Here is a 19,072-nt window from a genome sequence, read left to right as displayed (position 1 = left end):
GCCAATATGACCCAGAGAAACTAACCGATTGTTAAGCCTGATCGGCGAATGATGACCCCATCGACCGGCAGAACGCCGCGGATCAGGAGGCAACACCTTGCAGCAAATTGTGACCCTCTGGCACTCCCTCGACATGCGGCGGCGCGTGATCGTGGGGGTGGCGACCCTCGCCATGTTCTGGGCGGTCCTGGCGTTGGCCCGCATGGCCTCGGAGCCGCAGTTGAGCCTGCTTTACGCGGGACTCGAAGGCGGGGCTGCGGGCGAGGTGGTCGCAGCGCTGCAACAGCGCGGCGTGGCCCATGAGGTGCGCGGCGATTCGATCTTCGTCGATGGCGCGCAACGCGACGCGCTGCGCATGACCCTGGCCGGAGAGGGGCTTCCGGCCTCCTCCGCCAAGGGATACGAGCTGCTCGATGGGCTGTCGGGTTTCGGCACCACATCGCAGATGTTCGATGCCGCCTATTGGCGCGCAAAGGAAGGCGAGCTGGCCCGCACCATCCTCGCCCACCCCGCGATCCGCAGCGCGCGCGTGCATCTCGCCTCCTCCGGCAACAACCCGTTTCAGCGCGACATTCGCCAATCGGCCTCGGTTTCGGTGACGACGCAACCGGGTGGAATCAGCCCCAAACATGCGCGCGCGCTGCGGTTTCTCGTCGCCTCTGCGGTGCCGGGTCTGGCCCCGGAGGATGTCGCGATCATTGATGCAGAGGGCGGGCTGATCGGTGTTGAGGACGCCCCGGCCAACGCCCCCGACGATCGTGCCGCGGCCCTGCGGCAACGCGCCGAGCGGCTGCTCGAGGCGCGGGTCGGGCGCGGCAATGCCGTGGTCGAGGTGACGCTCGAGACGGTGATGCGCAGCGAGGCGATCCGCGAGCGGCGATTCGATCCCGAAAGCCGGGTGGCGATCAGCACCGATTCCGAGGAAAGCGCGGAAACCTCCTCCGATCAGGGCGGAGGCGTCACCGTGGCCTCGAACCTGCCCGATGGCGATGCAGGGGCCGAAAACACCTCGTCGAGCCAGAACACCGAGACCCGCGAACGGGTGAATTACGAGGTCTCAACAACCGAACGCGAGATCACCCAGGGGCCGGGCGCGATCAAGCGTCTGAGCGTCGCCGTGCTGGTCAACGGGATCACCGACACCGATGCGACCGGCGCAACCACGGTCGAGCCGCGCCCGCAGGAAGAACTCGACGCACTGCGCGAACTGGTGGCCTCGGCGGTCGGGCTTAATCCCGAACGCGGCGATGTGCTGACCCTCAGGATGATGACATTCGAAACCCTCGAACCCGCAGGTACGCTGGCCGTGCCAGGGCTCTTCGACCGGCTCGCGCTTGACGTCATGGCGCTGATCCAGGGCATCGTGCTGGCGCTCGTGGCGATCATCCTGGGGCTTTTCGTGGTGCGGCCCATCCTGGCCCGTCCCCCGACGCCCGCCGCAGCGCGGCTTGAGGCGTCGCCCGGGCCTGATGCCGCCCCGGCCGCGCCCGAGGCGGCAACCCCGCTCACTGGTGAAATCGACGAGGGCGAGTTCGACAGCAGCCGACTTGCGCTGGTCTCCGACAAATCGACGGACACGTCCGAGCGGATCGGCCAGGACGACGATCCGGTCGCCCGCCTGCGCAACCTGATCGGCCAGCGGCAGGAGGAAACCATCGAGATCCTGCGCAGTTGGCTGGAAGGCGAGGAAGAGGAGAAGGCCCGATGACAATCGCGCATCTGCTTGAAGATTTCGGCGAGAGCCTGCGCGGCACCGCGATCTCGATCACCGATATCTCGCTCGAGGAAGAGCGGCTGGCCGCCTTCGAGACCGGCTATCAGGCCGGGTGGGACGACGCGGTCAAATCCCAGAAAGAGGACGAGCGCAGGATCACCGCCGACCTCGCCCAGAACCTGCAGGATCTCACCTTCACCTATGAGGAAGCCTATGCCGCCGTGCTCAATGCCCTGCACCCTTTGCTCGAACAGATGGTGGCGACGGTCCTGCCCCCCCTGAGCCAGGACACGCTCGCGCCCCGTCTGGCCGAAATCCTGCAGGAAAAGGCCCTGGACCACGGCCGCCAACCCATCGTGATCGCGGCCGCCCCCGGCGACATGAACCGCATGGAAACGCTGACCGAGACCCTGCCCGGCCTCGACATCACCCTTGCCGAGGACGACACCCTGGCCCCCGGCCAGATTTTCCTGCGCTTCGGCGAGACCGAGGAGGAGGTCAACCTCGACTCGGTGCTCCGGGCGATCGAGCACGCCGTCTCCGGCTTTTTCGAAGAGAACAGAAAGGCAATCGCATGACCGAGCCCGCAACCGCCCCGCCGACATCGGCCAAACCGGATTTGAGCAATCCGTTTTCCACCGTACCGATCGAGATCACGATTTCGGTCGGCAAGGCGCGCCCCCTGATCCGCGACCTGCTGAAACTCGGCAAGGACGCGGTGCTGCCGCTCGATCGCCGGGTCGATGACGCGGTTGAGCTCTATATCGGCGAACGTCTGATCGCGCGCGGTCAGCTCGAGGAGATGGAAGGCGACCAAGCGGGTCAGCTCGCCGTGCGCCTGACCGAGGTGGCCAATCTTCAGGACGGCCTCGGATGACGATCCTGCGCGCGCGGGTCTGGCTGATCGCCACGCTGACGCTCTTCTGCGCGAGCGCCGCGATGGCCCAGGACCTGTCGATCTCGTTTGGCGAGGGCGGCTCGATCACCGCGCGCACGGTGCAGCTGATCGCGCTTGTCACGGTGCTCAGCCTTGCACCGGGCATCGCCATCATGATCACCTGCTTTCCCTTCATCGTGACCGTGCTGTCGATCCTGCGCACCGGTATCGGCCTTCAGCAATCGCCGCCTAACATGCTGATCGTCAGCCTCGCGCTCTTTTTGACCTATTTCGTGATGGAGCCGGTCTTTTCCGAGGCCTGGACGCAGGGCATCGCCCCGCTGCTCGAAGAGACGGTCCCACTGGACGAGGGGCTTACCCGCGCCATCACTCCGTTTCGCGGCTTCATGGCACAGCGGCTCGACCCCGACACCTTCGCCGCAATGGCGGCACTGCGCCCCGATGCTAGCCAGATCCCGAGCGGGCCGGAGGCCCCGCTTTCGGTGCTGATCCCCAGCTTCATGCTGTCCGAGATCGCGCGGGCCTTCCAGATCGGGTTCCTGATCTTCCTGCCCTTCCTGATCATCGATCTGGTGATCGCGGCGATCCTGATGTCGATGGGCATGATGATGGTGCCGCCGGCCATCGTTTCACTGCCGTTCAAGCTCGCGTTCTTCGTGATCGCTGATGGCTGGACGCTGCTTGCCGAGGCCCTGGTGCGCGGATACATGTAAGCGCGGCGCGACGATCTCCGCGCCCGGCACCTCGCGAGGACCGCGACACATGCCGCTTTCAATCCAAAGCAAACTCCTGTAATGCGCGCGCATCTGAGACGTGATGCCTTTGACCCTGGGCGCATGTGAATGATTGGGGTCGGCGGCAATGGGGCCGTCATTGTAACGGGAGACCCGGGATACGCCCGGGAGTGCTCTCAGCTAGGAAACGACAGATGTTCAAAGAGACGAAAAAATCGATGCAGTGGGGCGAGGAAACGCTCACACTGGAAACCGGCAAGATCGCCCGTCAGGCCGACGGGTCGGTGATCGCCACCCTTGGTGAGACCTCGGTCATGGCGAACGTGACCTTTGCCAAGGAACAGAAGCCGGGAATGGATTTCTTTCCGCTGACCGTTCATTATCAGGAAAAATACTACGCGGCGGGCAAGGTGCCGGGTGGCTTCTTCAAGCGTGAGGCCCGCCCCACCGAGAAAGAGACCCTGACCGCGCGTCTGATCGACCGTCCGATCCGCCCGCTTTTCGTGCCGGGTTTCAAGAACGAAACGCTGGTGATGTGTACCGTTCTCAGCCACGATCTGGTCAATGATCCCGATATCGTCGCGATGATCGCGACTTCCGCCGCGCTGACCATTTCTGGCGCGCCGTTCCGGGGCCCGATCGCAGGCTGCCGCGTCGGCTTCTCGGATGGGGAATATATCCTCAACCCCGAGATCGACGACATGCACAACCTGCGCAACAACCCCGAGCAGCGTCTCGATCTGGTTGTCGCGGGCACCAAGGACGCGGTGATGATGGTCGAGTCCGAGGCCTATGAGCTGACCGAGGAAGAGATGCTTGGCGCGGTGACCTTCGCGCATGAGCAGATCCAGCCGGTCTGTGACCTGATCATCTCGCTGGCCGAAGATTGTGCCAAGGAGCCGTTCAACTTCACCCCGCCGGATTACTCCGACCTCTACGCAGCCGTCAAAGCCGCCGGTGAAGAGCAGATGCGCGCCGCCTTTGCCATCCGCGACAAGCAGGAGCGGACGCATGCAATCTCTGCTGCAAAAGAGGCCATCAAGGCGCAGTTGAGCGAAGAGCAGCTTGAAGACGGCAATCTCGGGTCGGCCTTGAAAAAGCTCGAGTCGGTCGTCCTGCGCGGCGATGTCGTCAAGAACGGCAACCGCATCGACGGGCGCCGTCTGGATGAAATCCGCCCGATCGTCTGTGAAACCGGCCTGCTTCCGCGCACCCACGGCTCGGCGCTGTTTACCCGCGGCGAGACGCAGGGCCTCGTGGTGACCACGCTCGGCACCGGCGACGACGAGCAGTTCATCGACGCGCTGCACGGGAACTTCAAATCGAACTTCCTGCTGCATTACAACTTCCCTCCCTATTCGGTGGGTGAAGCCGGACGCGTGGGCCCTCCGGGTCGTCGTGAAATCGGTCATGGCAAGCTTGCTTGGCGCGCGCTTCAGGCGGTGCTGCCGCCCGCGACCGATTTCCCCTACACCATCCGTCTGGTCTCGGAGATCACGGAATCGAACGGTTCTTCCTCCATGGCCTCGGTCTGTGGCGGGTCGCTGTCGATGATGGATGCGGGCGTGCCGCTCAAGACCTCGGTGGCCGGTGTGGCCATGGGCCTCGTGCTCGAAGAGGACGGCGAGTTCGCGATCCTGTCGGATATCCTGGGTGATGAAGATCACCTTGGCGACATGGATTTCAAGGTGGCGGGCACCGCGGAGGGCATCACCTCCTTGCAGATGGATATCAAGGTCGCGGGCATCACGCCCGAGATCATGAAGCAGGCGCTGGAACAGGCGAAAGCCGGGCGCATGCATATCCTGGGCGAGATGGACAAGGCGCTGTCTGGTGCTGCTGATTTCAGCATCCACGCGCCGCGCATCGAGACCATGCAGATCCCCACCGACAAGATCCGCGAAGTCATCGGGTCGGGCGGCAAGGTGATCCGCGAGATCGTTGAAGTGTCAGGTGCCAAGGTCGATATCAACGACGAAGGCATCATCAAGATCGCGTCGCCCAACGGCGAGTCGATCAAGAAGGCCTATGACATGATCTGGTCAATCGTGGCCGAGCCGGAAGAGGGCCAGATCTATGACGGCAAGGTCGTCAAGATCGTCGATTTCGGGGCCTTCGTGAACTTCTTCGGCAAGCGTGACGGGCTGGTGCATGTCAGCCAGATCGAGAACCGCCGCCTGAACCATCCGAGCGACGTGCTCAAGGAAGGGCAGGATGTGAAGGTCAAGCTCCTGGGCTTTGACGATCGCGGCAAGGTGCGGCTGTCGATGAAGATGGTCGATCAGCAGACCGGCGAGGAAATCCAGCCCGACGCGCGCGAAAAAGACGACGCCTGATCCGATTGACACTCATAAAAGGGCCCCGCCGCGCCGCGCCGGGGCCCTTTTTACGTAACATCATCCGCATTTCCATGCCAAAGGTAAGGTTTTCCTGACCCGACAAGCGTCGATTTTTCCTCCATAATTGCACCATAAAATTGGATTGAGCGTTCCAGATACGAGTGACTTGGGTTCGAGTTCAGTGCAGGTGCGACACCACTCACGGTTTCGCGTACCAGTAGGCCCCGGTGGAAACACCGGGGCCGATTTTCATATCCGTCCGGTCACACCGGCAGGGCTGTCGTGGAAAAGACTGTACGCAAGGCAAAACTCGACTGCATCTTGGCCACGCCCGGCAGGCGCGTCAGGTATTGCCGGTGAATGCGGGCAAAGTCCTCGGTGTCTTCGGCGACGATCTTGAGAATGTAATCCGCCGCCCCTGCGGTCAAATGACATTCCAGGACATCCGGCACCCGCGCCACCGCCTTCTCGAACGCCTCCAGAACCTCATCCGCCTGCGTGCTCAGCCTGATCTCGACGAATATGGTCGCGGGCACCCCCATCTTGCGAACATCCAGCAGCGCGACATATCCCTTGATATACTCATCCGCCTCGAGCCGTTGCACCCGTCTGTGACAGGCCGAGGCCGAGAGATTGACCTCCTCAGCGAGGTCCGCATTGGAGATACGGCCGCGCCGCTGAAGCACCTGCAACAAGCGCCGGTCTGTCTGATCCAGGGACATACGCACAAGACCTTTCGAAGCAAATGCAATTCCAGTGAACATTATTCACAAAAAGTCCGTCTGGACGAGGAAAAATTCAACCGCCTTGCGCGCTGTCTGCGGCATTCTCATGCTAAGTCAATCGGAGGAGAACCTTGACATGAAAATCGGCTGCCCCACGGAAATCAAACCCCAGGAATTTCGCGTCGGCATGACACCCAATGCCGCGCAGGAAGCCGTGAGCCATGGTCACGAGGTGATCATTCAGGCGGGCGCGGGCATCGGCGCAGGCTTTGACGACGCCGCCTATGAGGCCACGGGTGCCACCATCATCGACACCGCCGCCGAGATCTTCGCAACCGCCGACATGATCGTCAAGGTCAAGGAGCCCCAGGCCGCCGAGCGTAAGATGCTGCGCGAGGGGCAGCTTTTGTTCACCTACCTGCATCTCGCCCCCGATGAGGCGCAGACGCGCGATCTGCTGGCGTCGGGCTGCACCGCGATTGCCTATGAGACGGTGACGGACCGCTCGGGCGGCCTGCCGCTGCTGGCGCCGATGTCCGAGGTCGCCGGCCGCCTTGCCCCGCAGGTCGGCGCATGGACGCTGCAAAAGGCCAATGGCGGGCGCGGTGTGCTGATGGGCGGCGTGCCCGGGGTGGGCCCGGCCCGTGTCATCGTGATCGGTGGCGGCGTGGTGGGCACGCATGCCGCCAAGATCGCGGCGGGCATGGGCGCGGATGTCACCGTGCTCGACCGCTCGTTGCCGCGGCTGCGCTATCTGGATGATGTATTCGGCGGCACGTTCAAGACCGGCTATTCCTCAGTCGGCCTGCTGGAGGAATTGCTGCCGCTCGCCGATATGGTGATCGGTGCGGTGCTGATCCCCGGCGCCGCCGCGCCCAAGCTGGTCCGCCGCGATCAGTTCGCGATGATGAAACCCGGTGCGGTGCTGGTGGATGTGGCGATTGATCAGGGGGGCTGTTTCGAGACCTCGAAAGCCACCACGCACCAGGATCCGATCTACGAGGTCGACGGCATCATGCATTACTGCGTGGCCAACATGCCCGGCGCCGTCGCGCGCACGTCAACGCTGGCGCTTGGCAACGCCACGATGCCGTTCATGCTGGCGCTTGCCGACAAGGGCTGGAAACGCGCCTGCGCCGAGGATCCGCATCTGCTCAACGGCCTCAACGTTCACGCGGGCCAGTTGACCTATGCCGCCGTGGGCGAAGCGCTCGGGATCGAGACCGTCGATCCCAAATCGCTGCTCTGAGCGTGTTCTGCGTCCTCGATCCGCCCGGTGCGGGGACGCAAAACGACTATCCGTGTCGCAAATGATGCTGGACCGACCGCGCCCTGTAGACTAGCGTTTTCTGAAAACGCCAACGGGGGGCGAAAAATGGCCATGTTTATCCTGCGCAGGCTCGGGGTTATGATCCTGACTGCGCTATGCCTGACGTTTGTCGTCTTCTTCCTGACGAACCTCTATCCCAATCTCGAAAAACTGGCCAAGACACAGGGCAATTTCCGCATGACCGATGAGGAGGTAGCCAGCTATCTCGGGCGCAACGGCTATCTTGAGCCGCTGCCGGTCAAATACGGGCAATGGATGGGCGTGTTGCCCGGCTGGACAACCCAGGCCGAGGACGGCACCCTGCGCGGGCGTTGCATCGGCCCCGACACGCCAGCCGAAGAGGCCCCGCGTTTCTGCGGCATCCTGCAGGGCCATTGGGGCCATTCCACCGTGTTCAAGAAGGACGTGGGCGAGATCATCGGCGAAAAGCTGGCACTGACCGGACGACTGATGTTCTGGGTGATGCTCTTGATGGTGCCATCGGCGCTGATCCTGGGCGTCATGGCGGGGATGCGTGAAGGCTCGCGCACCGACCGGACGCTCTCGACCTTAGCGATCACCACCACGGCGACGCCGGAATATGTCTCGGGCGTGCTGTTCATCGCGGTCTTCGCCAGCACCGCCGTGGGCCTCAGATGGTTCAAGGGCACGGCGACCAGCGCGATGGAGAACCCGACCTTCGAGAATTTCTTTCTTCCGGTGCTGACCATCGCGCTCTATGGGATGGGCTATATCGCGCGGATGACCCGCGCCTCGATGGCCGAGGTGATGACCGCGCAATATATCCGCACCGCCCGGCTCAAGGGGGTGAGTTTCCCCAATATCGTGATGAAACACGCGCTGAGGAATGCACTGATCGCACCCTTCACGGTGATCATGCTGCAATTCCCGTGGCTGCTGAACGGCGTGGTGATCGTCGAGACGCTGTTCAACTACAAGGGCTTCGGCTGGACGCTGGTTCAGGCGGCGAGCAACAACGATATCGAGCTGCTGCTCGCCGTGTCGGTGGTGTCCGTCGTTGTCGTGCTGGTGACGCAACTGATATCGGATATCGGATATGTCTATCTCAACCCCCGGATCAGCGTAACATGAGCGCGGATTTTGCCCCAAAGACCGCGCCCTTGTCCGGCTTGACCGGACAATCTCTCCTGCGGTTCGGGGCCGTGGCGGAGATACCCCGGTCGAACCGGGACATCACGGCGGGATGCGAGGCCGGACAGGCCAGAACAGGAAGGGTCGAACCATGGATGCACTAAGCTGGGCCGAGATCATCCTGCGGATACTGGGGCAGTTCACGCCCGTCTGGATCGCGCTCATCGCCACCTTTGCTCTGTCGATCACTTTCAAGCGGCGGCTCGGGCTTTATGGCAAGCTCTTTGACAGCCCCATTGGCATGGCCGGCTTTGCCCTCGTGATGTTCTGGGTGTTCACCGGCATCCTCGGTGGCGCTTTCGATCTGATCACCACGCATGACGTGCTCGACCAATCGGCCTCGATGAAGAACAAGGTCCCCGGCACACCCTATACCAAGCTGATGGGCGAGGTCGCGCCGGATGCCTACCCCTATTACCTGCTGGGCGGCGACAATCTGGGGCGCGACGTGTTCAGCCGCATGATTGTTGGCGCCTGGGAGGTGATCAAGATCGCGCCTTTTGCCAGCCTCTTCGCCTTCATGGTGGGCATCACGCTCGGCCTTCCGGCGGGGTATTACGGTGGCAAGCTCGACACCTTGTTGTCCTTCCTCGCCAACCTGATCCTCGCCTTTCCCGTGATCCTGCTCTTCTACCTGCTGGTCACCCCCGAGATCGTGCTGACCGGCATCCCGGTCTATATGGCCGCCGTGCTCTTCATCTTTCCCATCGTGTTCCTCGTGCTCCTGTGGAACTCGCGCTTTCACACGCAGCCCGCGACGCGTAACCTCTATGTCGGCGCGACGCTGGTGGTTGGGCTCTGGCTCTATTCGGGCATCGCGTGGAATGCCGATCCGCTCGGCCTCGTAAGCTTTCCACCCAACCTGCTCGTGGTGTTCGTGGCGGTGGTCTTCGTCAACTCGCCCACCGTGTTCCGCATCGTGCGCGGCCTCACCATGGATATCAAAACCCGCGACTATGTCGCCGCCGCGCAGACCCGGGGCGAGGGGCCGTGGTATATCATGCTGTGGGAAATCCTGCCCAATGTGCGCGGGCCTCTGCTGGTCGATTTCTGCCTGCGCATCGGCTATACGACGATCCTGCTCGGCACGCTCGGCTTCTTCGGCCTCGGCCTCAGCCCCGAGAGCCCGGATTGGGGCAGCACGATCAACGAGGGGCGCAAGCTCCTGTCGATGTATCTCCACCCCGCCCTGCCGCCTGCCTTCGCGCTTTTGAGCCTTGTTCTGGGGCTCAATCTGCTGGCCGACGGTCTGCGCGAGGAAAGCCTGCGGGATTGAGTATTTAAAAAACGATGAAAGAGATGGACATGGCCAAGCCGGACTATGACGGACCGATCCTCGAGATCGAGAACCTGTCGATTTCCTTTTTCACCCGCCTGCGGGAAATCCCGGCGGTGATGGATTTTTCCGTCGCCGTGCAGCCGGGCGAGGCCGTGGGGCTGGTGGGCGAATCCGGCTGCGGCAAATCCACCGTGGCGCTTGGCGTGATGCAGGATCTGGGCGTCAACGGTCGTATCGTCAGCGGCTCGGTCCGTTTCAAGGGTCAGGATCTGAGCAAGATAAGCGCGGCGGAGCTGCGCCACATTCGCGGCAACGAGATCGCGATGATCTATCAGGAGCCGATGGCGTCGCTGAACCCCGCCATGAAGGTGGGCCGTCAGCTGATCGAAGTGCCGATGATCCATGAGGGTATTTCCGAGAAAGACGCCTGGGCGCGCGCGCTCGAGGTTGTGAACGACGTCAAGCTGCCCGATCCCGAGCGGATCATGAAAAGCTATCCACATCAGCTCTCAGGCGGGCAGCAACAACGCATCGTCATCGCCATGGCGCTGATGTCCAAGCCGTCGCTGCTCATTCTCGACGAGCCGACCACCGCGCTCGATGTGACGGTCGAGGCGGCGGTGGTGGACCTCGTCAAGGATCTGGGGCGCAAATACGGCACCTCGATGCTGTTCATTTCGCATAATCTCGGGCTCGTGCTGGAAACCTGCGACCGCATCTGCGTGATGTATTCCGGCGAGGCGGTGGAGACCGGCAGCATCACGGACGTGTTCGACAAGATGCAGCACCCCTACACGCAGGCGCTCTTTCGCTCGATCCCGCTGCCCGGCGCAAACAAGAACAGCCGCCCGCTCAAGGCCATTCCCGGCAACTTTCCCCTGCCGCATGAGCGGCCACAGGGGTGCAATTTCGGGCCGCGCTGCGACTATTTCCAGAGCGGGCAATGCGATGCCGGTGACATCCCCATGGCGGTGATCGAAGACAACGACCGGCATTTCACCCGCTGCCTGCGCTACCGCGACATCGACTGGCACGCCCCCGTGGAGGCGATGGCGCAGCACGAGGCGGGCGAGCCGGGCCAGGTCGTGCTCAAGATGGACAAGCTCAAGAAATATTACGAGGTGGCGGCCAACGCGCTTTTCGGCGGGGGCGGCGCGAAAAAGGTGGTCAAGGCCAACGAGACCCTCAGCTTCGAGGCGCGCGAGAGCGAGACGCTGGCCATTGTCGGCGAATCGGGCTGCGGAAAATCCACCTTCGCCAAGGTGCTGATGGGCCTGGAGACGGCGACCGAAGGGCAGATCCTGCTCGACAACCGCAATATCGAGGACATTCCCATTGAAAGGCGGGACACGCAGACCGTGGCGGATGTGCAGATGGTGTTCCAGAACCCGTTCGATACGCTCAACCCGTCGATGACCGTGGGCCGCCAGATCATCCGCGCGCTCGAAGTGTTCGGCATCGGCGCATCGGATCAGGAACGCCGCGACGAGATGCTGCGCCTGCTCGATCTGGTCAAGCTACCGCGCGAATTCGCCGACCGCATGCCACGTCAGCTTTCGGGTGGGCAGAAACAGCGTGTCGGCATCGCCCGCGCCTTTGCCGGCGGCGCGCGCATCGTGGTGGCGGACGAGCCCGTCTCGGCGCTCGATGTAAGCGTACAGGCGGCGGTGACCGACCTGCTGATGGAGATCCAGCGCAAGCAGAAGACGACATTGCTTTTCATTTCTCATGATCTCAGCATCGTGCGTTATCTCAGCGACCGTGTGATGGTGATGTATCTGGGACATGTGGTCGAACTGGGCACAACCGATCAGGTCTTTTCACCCCCCTATCACCCCTATACCGAGGCGCTCCTGTCGGCGGTGCCGATCGCCGATACCAGTGTCGAAAAGCGCCATATCGTGCTGGAGGGGGATGTGCCTTCGGCGATGAATCCGCCGCCCGGCTGCCCGTTTCAGACGCGCTGCCGCTGGAAATCCGAGGTACCGAACGGGCTCTGCGAGAGAGAGGTGCCTCCGGTGCGCGACCTCGCCCCCGGCCATCAGGTCAAATGCCACCTGTCACAAGAGATGCTCGACCGGATGGAGCCGGTGATCAAGATCGCGGCGGAATAAGGTCTTTTCGCTCAGAACCCTAAGCAACCCATGTTGAGCGCGCCGCGAATTTCGTAATCGCGGTTGGTGAGATCAGCGACGGCGGCGCTGGACACCGCACTCGATCTGACAGCGGCCATTTCCGCGAGGTGCAGGACATGCGGTAGGCCGTCGAACTCGAAAATCGGTTCAAGCCGGGTCAAAGGGCGCGGCCCGTTGCTCAACGGAATCAGCCGGGCCACGATCCGCGATCCGACGTCGATCAGATCGGTCTGCAAATCGAGAACAAGAATTTCGCTCGGCAGGCGGCAAGCGTGGAGCTGAGCCATCAGTCGTTCTTGAGGATCTGGTGATCGGCGAGCGGCAGGGCGTTACCCTCGATCCCGCTGCGGCGTTCCTGGATGGCCTCAGCATTCTCTTGGCCCCAGGCGCGCGCCTGCTTTTTCTGAACCGCTGCGGCCAGGGCCGCTTCACTGATGAATGACACATTGAACTTCATCGCACGGGCCCCTGACAAGAGCCCTGCACCAATACCGAAAAGGGCGACCCTTTGGGCCGCCCCTGCCAAGGTTATTGCCCTGCGATCATCTCGGCCTGACGCACGATCACCTCGGCCTGCTTGATCGAGGCGATATCGACGAGGCGACCCTTGTAGGTGGTGGCGCCTTCGCCGCGTGCGGTCGCCTCTTCCATCGCCTGAAGAATCTCACGCGCTTCCGCGACCGCCTCGTCGGACGGGGTGAAAATCTCGTTGGAGAGCGCGATCTGCTTGGGGTGGATCGCCCATTTTCCAACCATCCCGAGGGTGGCTGAGCGCCGCGCCTGCGCGCGAAAGCCCTCATCATCCGAGAAATCGCCGAACGGACCATCGACCGGCAAGATACCATGCGTGCGGCAGGCCGCAACAATCGCGGTCTGCGCCCAATGCCACGGGTCGGCCCAGTATTTTGCGCCCTCATGCAGCATGTAGTAATCTTCCTGCGTGCCACCGATGCCGGTGGTGGACATGCCCATCGAAGCCGCGAAATCGGCGGCACCCAGGCTCATCGCCTGCATGCGGGGGCTGGCGGCGGCGATCTCCTCAACATGGGCGATGCCGGCGGCGGATTCGATGATCACCTCGAAACCGATCCGCTTTCTGCGCCCCTTGGCGGCCTCGATTGCGGTGACGAGCGCGTCGACGGCATAGATATCCCCGCCGCATCCCACCTTGGGGATCATGATCTGATCGAGCCGGTCACCGGCCTGTTCAAGCAGGTCCACCACATCGCGATACCAGAACGGAGAATCGAGGCTGTTGATGCGCACCGACAGGGTTTTCTTGCCCCATTCCACCTCATTGATCGCCTCAATCGTATTCTTGCGCGCCACGTCCTTGTCGGTGGGGGCCACTGAATCCTCAAGGTCGATATTGATCACGTCCGCAGCACTCGCCGCCATTTTCTCGAACAGCTTGGTGTTGGAGCCGGGGCCGAACAGCTGGCAGCGATTCGGACGGGCGGGGGGCGTCGGTTGCAGGCGAAAGCTCATCTTGGGGTCGCTCCGTTGGTTAAGGAAATTACGTGAACGTCGCGGCTTTGGGTATGAAATTGCGCGCCGCTCCGCAAGCGGCTTTTCCGTCGCAGATCACGCTAGTCAGGCTTTGGCACGGATCGCAGAAAATTCGAGCGCGAGGATAATTCGCGACAGGATCATGCGATATTTCTGCCTTTCGCATTGAAATACGTATGAAATCGCGTTTGACTCGTCGGAAATTCCCCTGAATTCCGAATGCTTGGAGCATCTGCCATGATCGAGACCCCCTATCTGTTGTTTCTGGGCGATGCGCCCGACATGCTGGCCGCCAAGGTGGCCATCGGCATCCGCGACTGGCGGCCCGAGAATGCCCTGGGCCAGTTCCGGCTGCCCGGCTGCGGGGCCGATCTGGGTCTGACCGACATGACGCTGGAGGAGGCGAAAGCCGCCGGTGTGCGCACCCTCGTTATCGGCGTTGCCAATCGCGGTGGCATCATTAGCCCCGAATGGAAGAAGGTGTTGGTGTCCGCGCTTGAGGAGGGCTTCGATCTCGCCTCCGGGCTGCACAACCTGCTGCACGACGAGCCCGATCTGAAGGCCGTGGCCGAGGCGACCGGGCGCAAGTTGCATGACGTGCGGGTGCCGTCGGTGAAATATCCGATCGCGGATGGCACCAAACGCCGCGGCAAGCGCTGTCTGGCCGTGGGCACCGATTGTTCGGTCGGCAAGATGTATACCGCGATGGCGATGGAGCGCGAGATGCACGCGCGCGGTATGAAGGCGACCTTTCGCGCCACCGGGCAGACCGGCATCCTGATCACCGGGAACGGCGTGCCACTCGACGCCGTTGTCGCCGATTTCATGGCCGGGTCGGTGGAGTGGCTGACACCCGACAATGACCCCGATCACTGGGACCTGATCGAGGGGCAGGGCAGCCTCTTTCACGTGTCCTTTTCGGGGGTGACCATGGCGCTCATCCATGGCGGGCAGCCCGATGCGCTGATCCTCAGCCACGAGCCGACACGCGCCCATATGCGCGGTTTGCCTGGATACACCCTGCCCTCTCTGGAGCAGTTGCGCGACACCGCGCTGCCGCTGGCGCGGGTCGCCAATCCCGCGTGTCAGGTGGTTGGCGTATCGGTCAACACGCAGCACATGAACGAGGCCGAGGCGCGCGCCTATCTGGACAAGGTCGAGACAGAGATGGGCCTGCCCGCGACCGATCCGTATCGCTTCGGGCCAGGCAAGCTGGTCGAGGCACTCGCCGCGATGTGATCCGGCGGCACCGCGTGGGGCATCTGTCGGATGCCTCACGCGGGGTGTTGTCACATTAACGGGGCTGAGGTTGCTGGTTCATTGATCCGGGCGTAGGCGGAGTCGGGGCAGACACAAAAGTCAGCTACAAACGCCGCCGGTTTCCGCGTCGGGAAAAGCCGGTTCTCATCCAGCAGGGTCATACAGTGCCACGCGCCGGACGCTCATTTTCGATGGTAAAGATCATACCGTCCAGCAACTCATCAAGATCGGGCCGCGCAGCCGGGCCGTTTGAGATGGCGATAATCTGGGCCGTGCCATCCGGTCTGATACAGAAAACGCCGGGTTCGGCGAACCGGCGGTCGGTTTCCTGCGCGGATAACGGATCGCTGATATAAAGGCCCATCTTGCGCATGTCGTCTTCTTGCAGATCGTAACCGATATCGAATGTCCAGCCAAAGCGAGCAATGTCGTCGGTGACTTTCTCAAGAGGGTCTGCGGAAACACAGGCAACATCAAATCCGGAATTTTTCCAGTCTGCGTAGGATTTTTCGAACTTGTTCAGGTAATTCTTACACCGCCCGCAATGTTTGCCGCGATAGACAATCAGCAAGGACCAGCGGTCCTGGGTGCCGCCAAACCGAAGGGTGCCGCCGCCAGATTTTGGAACCTGAAATTCTGGAAACCGCGCCCCGCCGCAAAGCTTGGACCCAGCAGGCAAAGTGGATTGTGTCATTTTATGACCTTTCAGGTTTGAGACGCATTTCCGTCTTGGGATGCCGTTTCTATAGATCGTATCCAACCCGTGGGTTAGGTTTTTTTGCAGTGAGACCCTCAAGTGGCGCCGTTCGAATGATTCTGTCGCTGATTCAAAGGTTGGACGGGCCGGTTTTCATTCTGTTGGCTAACGTTCCCTCCCAGTTCATTGCATCTCGCAAGACGCGACCAGAGCCCGCGTATCCCTTTGCAAAACTGAAAAAACTCCCCAACTCGGCGTCCTAGAGACCGCCCTAATCGGGAACCACGAAATAAGAACGCCGGGCGTGAGCACGCGAGATCTCCAAAAATATTACTTGTAAAAATTTGTAACCTATGTGAGTTATTTTGCAATAATTTGTCCTGAGGAGGAAACAATAATGAAAATCCCCAACATCATTAGTCGTGGAGCGTTCGTCCTTGCTGCCGCAACGACTCTGGCGATGACGCCATTGGTTGCCGAAGCAAAAGACTGGCGCGGCTGGAACATCCACGTCGAGGATTATCCCGTGTCGCACGGCATGGAAGCCTTCATGGCCGAAGTCACCGAAGAGACCGGCGGCGAGATCAAAGGCAAGGTGTTTCATGCAGGCGTTCTGGGCTCTCAGCCTGATGCGATCGAACAGCTGCGCCTTGGCATTCTGGACTTTGGCGTTTTCAGTCTTGGGCCGATGGGTCAGGCCGTTCCGGCGACAAACGTCGTTTCCCTGCCTTTCGTGTTCAAAAGCGTTCCGCAGATGTATAAATTGATGGACGGTGCCCCCGGCGCGGCCCTTGGTGTGGCACTGGAAGAAAAGGGCATCGTAGCGCTCGGGTATTATGACGCCGGTGCGCGGTCATTCTATAACTCGGTCAAGCCGATCAACACGCCCGCAGACGTTGCGGGCATGAAGGTGCGCGTCATGAACAACGACCTGTTCGTGGGCATGATCGAATCCATGGGCGGCAACGCAACACCGATGGCCTTTGCCGAGGTCTATCAGTCGATCAAGACCGGTGTGGTCGACGGAGCCGAGAACAACCCGCCGTCCTACGAATCCACCAGCCACTTCGAAGTTGCAAAGTACTACTCGCTGACGCAGCACCTGATCATTCCCGAGTGTCTGTGCATGAGCAAAAAGACCTTTTATGCACTCACGCCAGAGCAGCAGGAAATCGTCAAGACGGCTGGTAAGAACTCGACCGATCTGCAACGCAGGCTGTGGGCCGAGCGCGAAGCGGCCTCGATGAAGATCATCGCGGATGGCGGTGTCGAAGTGAACGAGATTGCCGACAAAGCCGCGTTTCAAACCGCAATGGCACCGGTTTATGAAAAATTTCTGGCGGCCAATCCTGAAATGACCGATCTGGTCAATCTGTTCCGCAACGCAGACTGATCAGCGCCTTTGAAACAATGTCCGCCCTGTTCATGCCGGGGCGGACCCTCTTCAACCCAAAGGAATTGGTTCGTGGAACAGGAACCCCGCTGGATGCACCGGACTGAATGCGTGCTGGATGGACTGAGCCTTCTTTGTATGGTTGCCGCTTCGGTTGCCCTTGTGGTTTTGGTTGCAACGTTTGGCTGGCTTGTTTTTGGGCGTTATGTACTGAACGCCACGCCGACATGGGTGGAACAACTGGCACTCTTGCTGATCTGCTACATCACCTATCTGGGCGCGGCTGTTGGCATTCACGAAAATACCCATCTGGGTGTGACGATCTTTCGTGACATGATGGGGTTGAGGATCAGCACGTTCCTGAAGCTGTTGATTGATATCATTCTCGCGGGTTTCGGGCTGATCATGATGATCGCCAGTGTCGAGCTGTTCAAATTCGGCTGGGATACGTTGCTGCCTATGCTGAACATCCCCGAAAGCTTTCGGTCCCTCTCGGCGGCGCTGTTCGGCGGCCTTGTCTTTATCTTTACCGGACTGCGGGCCGCCTTTCGCATCGCCTGCCTGATGCAGGGCAAACCATATATTGAAAAAGGCAGCTATTGATCATGGGCTTGGCACTTCTACTTGGTAGTTTCGGGGTCTGCGTGGTGCTGGGTGTGCCGGTTGCTTTCGCAATGGGGATCGCTGCTGCATCGGCGTTCTGGTACGAAGGCTTTCCTTTGCTGATCACCTTTCAAAGATCGATCTCTGGCATCTCGGTCTTTTCCCTTCTGGCCATTCCGTTCTTTGTCTTTGCCGGCGAATTGATGCTGCATGGCGGCATCGCAATGAGGCTGGTCAAGTTTGCATCTGCCCTGGTCGGACATGTGCGCGGAGGTTTGGCGTCGGTAAACATCTTTTCCAGTATGCTTTTTGGTGGCATTTCCGGCTCAGCGGTCGCGGATATCTCTGCGCTTGGCTCGATCCTGATCCCGGTGATGAAAGAGCGCGGGTATCATGCTGATTACGCAGTCAACGTGACGGTAACCTCCTCCATTGCGGGCATCGTCATCCCGCCGAGCCACAATATGATCATCTTTGCAGTCGCGGCGGGCGGTGGGATTTCGATCTCCAAGCTGTTCCTTGCAGGGGTAATCCCCGGCATTTTGATGTGTCTGTGCCTGGCGATCGCGGCCTATGTGATAGCGATCAAACGCAACTATCCCGCAGAGCCGTTCCCCGGCTGGAACGCCGTCTGGACCACGTCCTTGCAGGCGATCCCCGGCCTTGTCACGGCTGTCATTATCGTGGGCGGCGTCCTGTCGGGCGTTTTCACTGTGACGGAATCGGGTGCCTTCGGGGCCATCTACGCCCTGTTGCTTACCTTTTTTGTCTATCGGTCGCTGGATTGGCAGGGTTTCAAAACCTCTGTCGTTTCGGCCGTACGCACGACAGCTATGGTCATGGTGCTGATCGGCTTTGCAAGCTCGTTTGCCTATCTTCTGGCGCTCTATCAGGTGCCCGAAAAGCTGAGCGGCTTCATGCTGGGCATATCGGAAGAGAAAATCGCCGTATTGCTGATGATCAACATCATGTTGCTGGTCCTTGGCATGATCATGGACATGGCAGCGCTGATCCTGATCTGCACGCCAATCTTTTTGCCGATTGTCAAAGACCTCGGCATGGACCCGACGCAATTCGGGATCATGCTTTTGGTCAATCTTGGCCTTGGCCTGTGTACGCCACCTGTGGGCACGTGCCTGTTCGTGGGCTGTGCCGTAGGGCGGATCAGGATCGAGGAAACGCTCAGAACGATCTGGCCCTTCTACCTTGCGATTCTGGCGGCGCTTGTCCTAGTGACCTATGTCCCCGCCGTGTCCCTGTTTCTGCCATCGCTGCTTGAATAAATGCGGCCCAAGATAAAATGC

General features: G+C 61.1%; 18 protein-coding genes. 13 read left to right on the top strand and 5 right to left on the bottom strand.

Annotation, left to right across the window (positions count from 1 at the left end):
• Window positions 1-97: 97 nt before the first annotated feature.
• The 5 genes from fliF to pnp all read left to right on the top strand — a co-directional run bounded on the left by fliF (window position 98) and on the right by pnp (window position 5,682).
• Window positions 98-1,708 carry a flagellar basal-body MS-ring/collar protein FliF gene (fliF, locus tag BHD06_RS17240; RefSeq protein WP_080458222.1) on the top strand — a complete coding sequence of 537 codons (1,611 nt, stop codon included), beginning with the start codon at window positions 98-100 and terminating at the stop codon, window positions 1,706-1,708.
• A complete protein-coding gene (locus BHD06_RS17235) occupies window positions 1,705-2,292 on the top strand; it encodes a flagellar biosynthesis protein (RefSeq protein WP_080458221.1) in 588 nt (195 codons plus the stop codon). Before fliF ends, BHD06_RS17235 begins: the two co-directional genes overlap by 4 nt.
• Window positions 2,289-2,591 (top strand): FliM/FliN family flagellar motor C-terminal domain-containing protein, encoded by a 303-nt coding sequence (locus BHD06_RS17230; RefSeq protein WP_080458220.1) that lies wholly within the window; start codon window positions 2,289-2,291, stop codon window positions 2,589-2,591. Before BHD06_RS17235 ends, BHD06_RS17230 begins: the two co-directional genes overlap by 4 nt.
• The gene (fliP, locus tag BHD06_RS17225) at window positions 2,588-3,325 is read left to right on the top strand and encodes a flagellar type III secretion system pore protein FliP (protein WP_080458219.1); all 738 of its coding nucleotides are present in this window, start codon (window positions 2,588-2,590) and stop codon (window positions 3,323-3,325) included. Before BHD06_RS17230 ends, fliP begins: the two co-directional genes overlap by 4 nt.
• A gap of 215 nt (window positions 3,326-3,540) precedes the next feature.
• The gene (gene pnp, locus BHD06_RS17220; RefSeq protein WP_080458218.1) at window positions 3,541-5,682 is read left to right on the top strand and encodes a polyribonucleotide nucleotidyltransferase; all 2,142 of its coding nucleotides are present in this window, start codon (window positions 3,541-3,543) and stop codon (window positions 5,680-5,682) included.
• A gap of 266 nt (window positions 5,683-5,948) precedes the next feature.
• Here pnp and BHD06_RS17215 read toward each other — a convergent pair whose 3' ends face one another.
• Entirely contained in the window at window positions 5,949-6,407 is a 459-nt protein-coding gene (locus tag BHD06_RS17215; RefSeq protein WP_080458217.1) for an Lrp/AsnC family transcriptional regulator, read from the bottom strand.
• Between the two features lie 139 nt (window positions 6,408-6,546).
• Here BHD06_RS17215 and ald point away from each other — a divergent pair, with 139 nt between their 5' ends.
• The 4 genes from ald to BHD06_RS17195 all read left to right on the top strand — a co-directional run bounded on the left by ald (window position 6,547) and on the right by BHD06_RS17195 (window position 12,285).
• Window positions 6,547-7,659, top strand: a complete 1,113-nt coding sequence (gene ald, locus BHD06_RS17210) for an alanine dehydrogenase (RefSeq protein WP_080458216.1) — start codon at window positions 6,547-6,549, stop codon at window positions 7,657-7,659.
• Window positions 7,660-7,785: 126 nt separating this feature from the next.
• Window positions 7,786-8,832, top strand: coding sequence for an ABC transporter permease (locus tag BHD06_RS17205; protein ID WP_080458215.1), 1,047 nt, complete (start codon window positions 7,786-7,788; stop codon window positions 8,830-8,832).
• Window positions 8,833-8,983: 151 nt separating this feature from the next.
• Window positions 8,984-10,168, top strand: coding sequence for an ABC transporter permease (locus BHD06_RS17200; RefSeq protein ID WP_080458214.1), 1,185 nt, complete (start codon window positions 8,984-8,986; stop codon window positions 10,166-10,168).
• Window positions 10,169-10,191: 23 nt separating this feature from the next.
• Window positions 10,192-12,285, top strand: a complete 2,094-nt coding sequence (locus BHD06_RS17195; RefSeq protein WP_376764858.1) for a dipeptide ABC transporter ATP-binding protein — start codon at window positions 10,192-10,194, stop codon at window positions 12,283-12,285.
• 11 nt (window positions 12,286-12,296) lie between these two features.
• On the opposite strand, the gene BHD06_RS17190 is transcribed toward BHD06_RS17195, so the two are convergent.
• The 3 genes from BHD06_RS17190 to BHD06_RS17180 are packed head-to-tail and all read right to left on the bottom strand — an operon-like array spanning window position 12,297 to window position 13,794.
• Window positions 12,297-12,593, bottom strand: coding sequence for a CcdB family protein (locus BHD06_RS17190; protein WP_080458213.1), 297 nt, complete (start codon window positions 12,591-12,593; stop codon window positions 12,297-12,299).
• Window positions 12,593-12,781 (bottom strand): type II toxin-antitoxin system CcdA family antitoxin, encoded by a 189-nt coding sequence (locus tag BHD06_RS17185; RefSeq protein WP_254892461.1) that lies wholly within the window; start codon window positions 12,779-12,781, stop codon window positions 12,593-12,595. Before BHD06_RS17185 ends, BHD06_RS17190 begins: the two co-directional genes overlap by 1 nt.
• 53 nt (window positions 12,782-12,834) lie before the next feature.
• Window positions 12,835-13,794: an L-malyl-CoA/beta-methylmalyl-CoA lyase gene (locus tag BHD06_RS17180; RefSeq protein ID WP_080458211.1), complete on the bottom strand. Its 960-nt coding sequence runs from the start codon at window positions 13,792-13,794 to the stop codon at window positions 12,835-12,837.
• 258 nt (window positions 13,795-14,052) lie between these two features.
• Between BHD06_RS17180 and dgcN the strand changes: the two genes are divergently transcribed.
• Window positions 14,053-15,054, top strand: a complete 1,002-nt coding sequence (gene dgcN / locus BHD06_RS17175) for an N-acetyltransferase DgcN (protein WP_080458210.1) — start codon at window positions 14,053-14,055, stop codon at window positions 15,052-15,054.
• Window positions 15,055-15,232: 178 nt separating this feature from the next.
• Here dgcN and BHD06_RS17170 read toward each other — a convergent pair whose 3' ends face one another.
• Entirely contained in the window at window positions 15,233-15,769 is a 537-nt protein-coding gene (locus BHD06_RS17170) for a redoxin domain-containing protein (protein WP_080458209.1), read from the bottom strand.
• Between the two features lie 400 nt (window positions 15,770-16,169).
• Here BHD06_RS17170 and BHD06_RS17165 point away from each other — a divergent pair, with 400 nt between their 5' ends.
• From BHD06_RS17165 to BHD06_RS17155, 3 genes are all read left to right on the top strand, one after another.
• A complete protein-coding gene (locus BHD06_RS17165; RefSeq protein ID WP_080458208.1) occupies window positions 16,170-17,165 on the top strand; it encodes a TRAP transporter substrate-binding protein in 996 nt (331 codons plus the stop codon).
• 72 nt (window positions 17,166-17,237) lie between these two features.
• Entirely contained in the window at window positions 17,238-17,768 is a 531-nt protein-coding gene (locus BHD06_RS17160; RefSeq protein WP_254892457.1) for a TRAP transporter small permease, read from the top strand.
• A 2-nt stretch (window positions 17,769-17,770) separates the two neighbouring features.
• Entirely contained in the window at window positions 17,771-19,051 is a 1,281-nt protein-coding gene (locus BHD06_RS17155) for a TRAP transporter large permease (protein ID WP_080458206.1), read from the top strand.
• The last annotated feature ends 21 nt before the right edge of the window (window positions 19,052-19,072 follow it).

The organism is Roseovarius sp. A-2, from assembly GCF_002072155.1.
GTDB lineage: Bacteria > Pseudomonadota > Alphaproteobacteria > Rhodobacterales > Rhodobacteraceae > Roseovarius.
The sequence above is the reverse complement of the archived record's forward strand: the minus strand, read 5'-3'. Positions and strand labels throughout refer to the sequence as shown.